The organism is Eggerthella sp. BIOML-A1 (assembly GCF_009875595.1).
Lineage (GTDB): Bacteria > Actinomycetota > Coriobacteriia > Coriobacteriales > Eggerthellaceae > Eggerthella > Eggerthella lenta.
Window position 1 is genome coordinate 1 of record NZ_WWRZ01000019.1, and the last position, 3,898, is coordinate 3,898.

General features: G+C 60.1%; 6 protein-coding genes. 1 reads left to right on the forward strand and 5 read right to left on the reverse strand.

Annotation, left to right across the window (positions count from 1 at the left end):
• Nucleotides 1-723 precede the first annotated feature (723 nt).
• Nucleotides 724-948 (reverse strand): helix-turn-helix transcriptional regulator, encoded by a 225-nt coding sequence (locus GT590_RS14060; RefSeq protein ID WP_161171190.1) that lies wholly within the window; start codon nucleotides 946-948, stop codon nucleotides 724-726.
• Nucleotides 949-1,058: 110 nt separating this feature from the next.
• Here GT590_RS14060 and GT590_RS14065 point away from each other — a divergent pair, with 110 nt between their 5' ends.
• Nucleotides 1,059-1,274 (forward strand): helix-turn-helix domain-containing protein, encoded by a 216-nt coding sequence (locus GT590_RS14065; protein WP_035576968.1) that lies wholly within the window; start codon nucleotides 1,059-1,061, stop codon nucleotides 1,272-1,274.
• 146 nt (nucleotides 1,275-1,420) lie between these two features.
• Here the strand turns inward: GT590_RS14065 and GT590_RS14070 are convergent, their stop codons facing one another.
• The 4 genes from GT590_RS14070 to GT590_RS14085 all read right to left on the reverse strand — a co-directional run bounded on the left by GT590_RS14070 (nucleotide 1,421) and on the right by GT590_RS14085 (nucleotide 3,774).
• On the reverse strand, nucleotides 1,421-1,621 hold the full coding sequence (locus tag GT590_RS14070) for a hypothetical protein (RefSeq protein WP_009608404.1): 201 nt from the start codon (nucleotides 1,619-1,621) through the stop codon (nucleotides 1,421-1,423).
• Nucleotides 1,622-1,724: 103 nt separating this feature from the next.
• Nucleotides 1,725-2,087 carry a hypothetical protein gene (locus GT590_RS14075; protein ID WP_151879176.1) on the reverse strand — a complete coding sequence of 121 codons (363 nt, stop codon included), beginning with the start codon at nucleotides 2,085-2,087 and terminating at the stop codon, nucleotides 1,725-1,727.
• Nucleotides 2,084-2,815 (reverse strand): replication protein, encoded by a 732-nt coding sequence (locus tag GT590_RS14080; RefSeq protein ID WP_151879177.1) that lies wholly within the window; start codon nucleotides 2,813-2,815, stop codon nucleotides 2,084-2,086. Before GT590_RS14080 ends, GT590_RS14075 begins: the two co-directional genes overlap by 4 nt.
• Nucleotides 2,816-3,384: 569 nt before the next feature.
• Nucleotides 3,385-3,774 carry a hypothetical protein gene (locus GT590_RS14085; protein ID WP_161171191.1) on the reverse strand — a complete coding sequence of 130 codons (390 nt, stop codon included), beginning with the start codon at nucleotides 3,772-3,774 and terminating at the stop codon, nucleotides 3,385-3,387.
• Nucleotides 3,775-3,898 lie beyond the last annotated feature (124 nt).

Below are 3,898 nucleotides of genomic sequence, written 5' to 3' on the forward strand. Positions count from 1 at the left end.
ATGGAGGTTAGCAAGAGACGCACGTTGTAACACAAAATAAATTTTGCGTTACAACGTGCAGCGGGGCTTCCGCCCCGAACCCTGGAGCGCGCCGGTTGCGCGCAAGCCGGAGGCGGTGCCTCCGTGCCGTGTCCGGCGGGCGATGTAACGCCCCTCGCTTGCGCTCGCTCGCTCCGCTCGAAACGAAAGAGGGTACAGGGTGCTTGCACCCTGTCACTGCCGAATTTCCGGATGCCTTCCGATTCCCGCATGGCTTTCAAGCGCCTACGCCATCCTGGTCTTGGTTGACTTCGCCGCCTCCTTCACTGCGGGTATTCTTCCCGCACCTCGAGCACGAGCTTGGCAGCGGCACCGCCCCTTGCTCGAGGGACAGCCGGAACCGCGTCCGTGGTAGAATCTCCGACGGTGCTCCGTCATGTCCTGGGCAGCTTCCGAAAGGAGTGCTCATGGACGCACAGACAGTCGTTGCGGTATGCGAGTTGTTGTTGGTGGTTGTCGCGCTGATCGACCTGGTCGGGAGGCGCGACGAATGACGGACGGTGTTGGGACAACAAGAAAGCCGGTCTCCCCTGGAAGGTAAAACCGGCTTAGTCAGTTAACCGATGCTGCCCGGGTGGGCGGGGCACCGATTGTCTCGCATTATAGCACGCTCCCGAATGCTGCTCCAGCAACGTCGCGGGAGCGTTCATCAATCCGGCATCTTCGCGAAAATCCCCTTCACCGTCAGTTCGTTCTCGGCGGATATGGCTCCACGTACTTCAATATGTCGCCCGGCTGGCATTCCAGGGATTCGCATATCTTTTCGAGCGTGGAGAAGCGCATGGATCGCACCTTGCCGGTCTTGATCCGCGACAGGTTCACATTGGTGATTCCCACGCAGTGCGACAGCTTCTGGAGTGATACGCCTCGATCCTCCATTATTTCGTCAAGCTGGACGGCGATGGCCATGTCCGTAATATCCTTCCGATGCCTACGACCAGACCACGATACCACGTCGTGCGCTAAATGCTCACTCAAAATGATGCGCTCGCCATCCGGCCATGCCGGAACATGGGCGCATGTCCACGATAAGGGTGCAATACGGGTTGAGGATCAAGGATCTGCGCGACGAGCGCGGATTGTCCCAACGCGGCTTCGCCGCGCGGATCGGGATGAGTCCGACTTACCTCGCCGATGTGGAACGCGGCGCCCGTAACGTGAGCATCGACAACATGAAGAGGATCGCTGACGGGTTCGGCGTGACGTTCCACGAAATGACGGAGGGCATGGAGTAGGAACGCCGCTCGCTGCGAGAATTCTAGATGGGGCGCTTAGTTAGTTCCGGCTCCAAGCAATCCCCCGAAAGAGCCGACGATCTGCGGTTTTTAAGACACTCCGTGACCAGGTTAGCCGCAAAACTCAAGATGTTTCGCAGAGGGCATTATACCTCGTCCGATTCGCGCACCATGCGCCCGTCGTAGCTGCTCTTTACCCAGCGCGTAACGTGGTCGCTTCCCTCGGTCGTCTCGTGCCAGATGTTGCAGAACTGGTCGGCCGTCTCCGCTTGCCAAGAGCGCCTACCGCCAACCTCCAAGACAACCGGAGGCTCCTCGAAATACTCCACCTTGATTCGCTCAGCCACGATCCGCTCCCTTCGTCGGAAAACACCCTTCGGACGTTATACGACGGGTCAACCCACGCAGGTGTCCCACGTTCGGGTCATCCATGGATTTTCCCGGAAAAACCTACCCGTCCTGCCGATCCCACGGCCACCGCCAGCGCCGGCGCTCCTTCTGCTCGGAGCTTTCCAGCGCGCGCTCCTGGACGTTGGCCGCGTGCAGCGCCTGGGCGGCTTTGGCCGTCTCCTGCGCCGCTTCCAGCGCCCGCCCCAGGCTCGCTATCTGATCGTCCTTCACCGCGAGCTGTTCCGTGAGCGCGGTAACCGTCTGCGCCCATCCTTCACCGGCGCGCTCGGTGTCTGGCAAGCGTATGGCATCGTGTATGGCACCCTCGATGACCTCCGTTGCTGATTTTCCGCTGTCGGAGCATAGTTTTTCCAGCTCGTCTATCGTTTCCTGTTCGAGGCGGTACGTCTTTTTGACTTTCACGACTGTATGGCTCCCGTCTGGCAATCCGTATGGCAGCCATCGTCCCCGCGCTTCGCGCGCAGCGCCTCGCGATCCTCCTGCGTGACCACCTGCGCCGCGCGGAAGCTCCTCATGTAGTGCTCGATGGCGTAGCAGCAGGAATCGTCCAGGAGCCGCGACCATTCGTCGTTGTGCTCGTCGCACCAGTCCCAGAACAGATAGAAGTCCACGACGTTGTTCTCGCGTATGAACGCCCGCATCTCCCGCAGCGCCAGGTGTTTGTCCGAGGTCGTGGCGCACAGGTCCCGCCAGTCCGCGCCGCCGAACTCGCAAACGCCCTCCGGGTCGTACTGGGCTTTGTCGGGGCTGTCCATATGCGTGAGGTAGCGAGCCATCGCGGGCAGGCTCTTGACGTACTTCACGTTCTTCGATTTCAGGAACCCGAAGTCCTCGATCACCTGGTCGTACGAGACGGGGTTGTCGTACATCGCCAGCAGGTGCCGGTGCGGCTCCTTCAGCGTGCCCGCCTTGTGCTTGGGGTTCTTCTTCTCGTCGCGCGCCGTCCACTCGTCGGCGTCGTGTGACGGTGACACCAACGTCGGAATCCCCAGCTCGTCGAGCTCTTCGCGCCACTCCGGGCACTGATCCTCGTAGAACACGAGCATCCAGTTCGTGCGCCGTTGTTTGCGTTTCTCCTGCTCGTACTTGCGTTTTGCTTCGCGCTGCTTGTCTGGATCGGCATAGGGCATAAAAAAACCTCCTGGTGTCGGAGGCAACTCGTTTTCGTGGATGGTATGAACCTACCATGGCCGCACTTCCCCCGTTCGTGATACAATACGAGGTGGTGCTGGGCGCGAGCTGCTGTCTCGTTTCCGGCGTCGTTTGAGTTGCTACCTCAAACGGCCTGAGGCCATTCTAACATGACCCGCCCGCCTCGCCGCCGGCGGGTTTTTTCTTGCCCTGGTTCCTACGGAACCTTTCCAGGGAAAACACCATTTCAAAAGGAACCTTTTGACCTGGGAAAACTCGGTTTTTCGCTTCTAAAACCCCAGGTCAACAGGGTTCCGGGTTCGGGGTTCGGCATCCCCCGGGGTGGGGGTCGCAGAAAGCCCCACCCCAAATCAACCCGAAAACCCAAGGTCAAAACCTCGCAGTGAAGGACGGAGAGGTTCACCGGGAATGACCGTCAAAGCGACGGAGGCCCATCGCAGGGCCTCCGATTCCATCTCAACCGACTTCGCCTCATGCGAGGGCGAAACCAGGCCTCAGAACGGCTCTCGTTGCCCCCGACGCGGCTTTGAGCACCTTCCTGAAGCGCCTAGAAGAACGCCACTTCGGGAATCTCCGCGATCATGGCCTCGTTCGCCGCGCTGCGCTCCGTGTTCGACAGGCCGAGCGTCGCAAGGAAGCCGCCGTTTTCCCGTTCTGCCGCCCCAGGGCTTCGCCTCCATGATTTCACCGCTTCCTCACGCCGCCTGCTCGATGCCATTCCGACGATTCCCATCTCCCAGTCGATTTGATTTTCCGACTTCGCGGCCATCCCCTCCGGCTCGTTTTCCAGCAGCCAGCCGTACAGGGCGAGCGCCACCGGGTCGGCACGCCACTTGCTGATGGAGATCCCCCAATCCACGAACTCACCTCCAAGCCCGTTTTCCTCGGCTTCGGCAATCAGCTTTTCGTACAACATCCGATAATCCATCAATGCCACCTTTCCCCGCGATCTTCATTCCCCCATTATGCGGCCTCGACGGCAGAATGGAGGTTAGCAAGAGACGCACGTTGTAACACAAAATAAATTTTGCGTTACAACGTGCAGCGGGGCTTCCGCCCCG

Excerpts from the sequence above, each read along its gene's own strand:
- GT590_RS14060 (WP_161171190.1), bottom strand. The coding sequence starts at position 948 with ATGGCCATCGCCGTCCAGCTTGACGAAATAATGGAGGATCGAGGCGTA.
- GT590_RS14065 (WP_035576968.1), top strand. The coding sequence starts at position 1,059 with ATGTCCACGATAAGGGTGCAATACGGGTTGAGGATCAAGGATCTGCGC.
- GT590_RS14080 (WP_151879177.1), bottom strand. The coding sequence starts at position 2,815 with ATGCCCTATGCCGATCCAGACAAGCAGCGCGAAGCAAAACGCAAGTAC.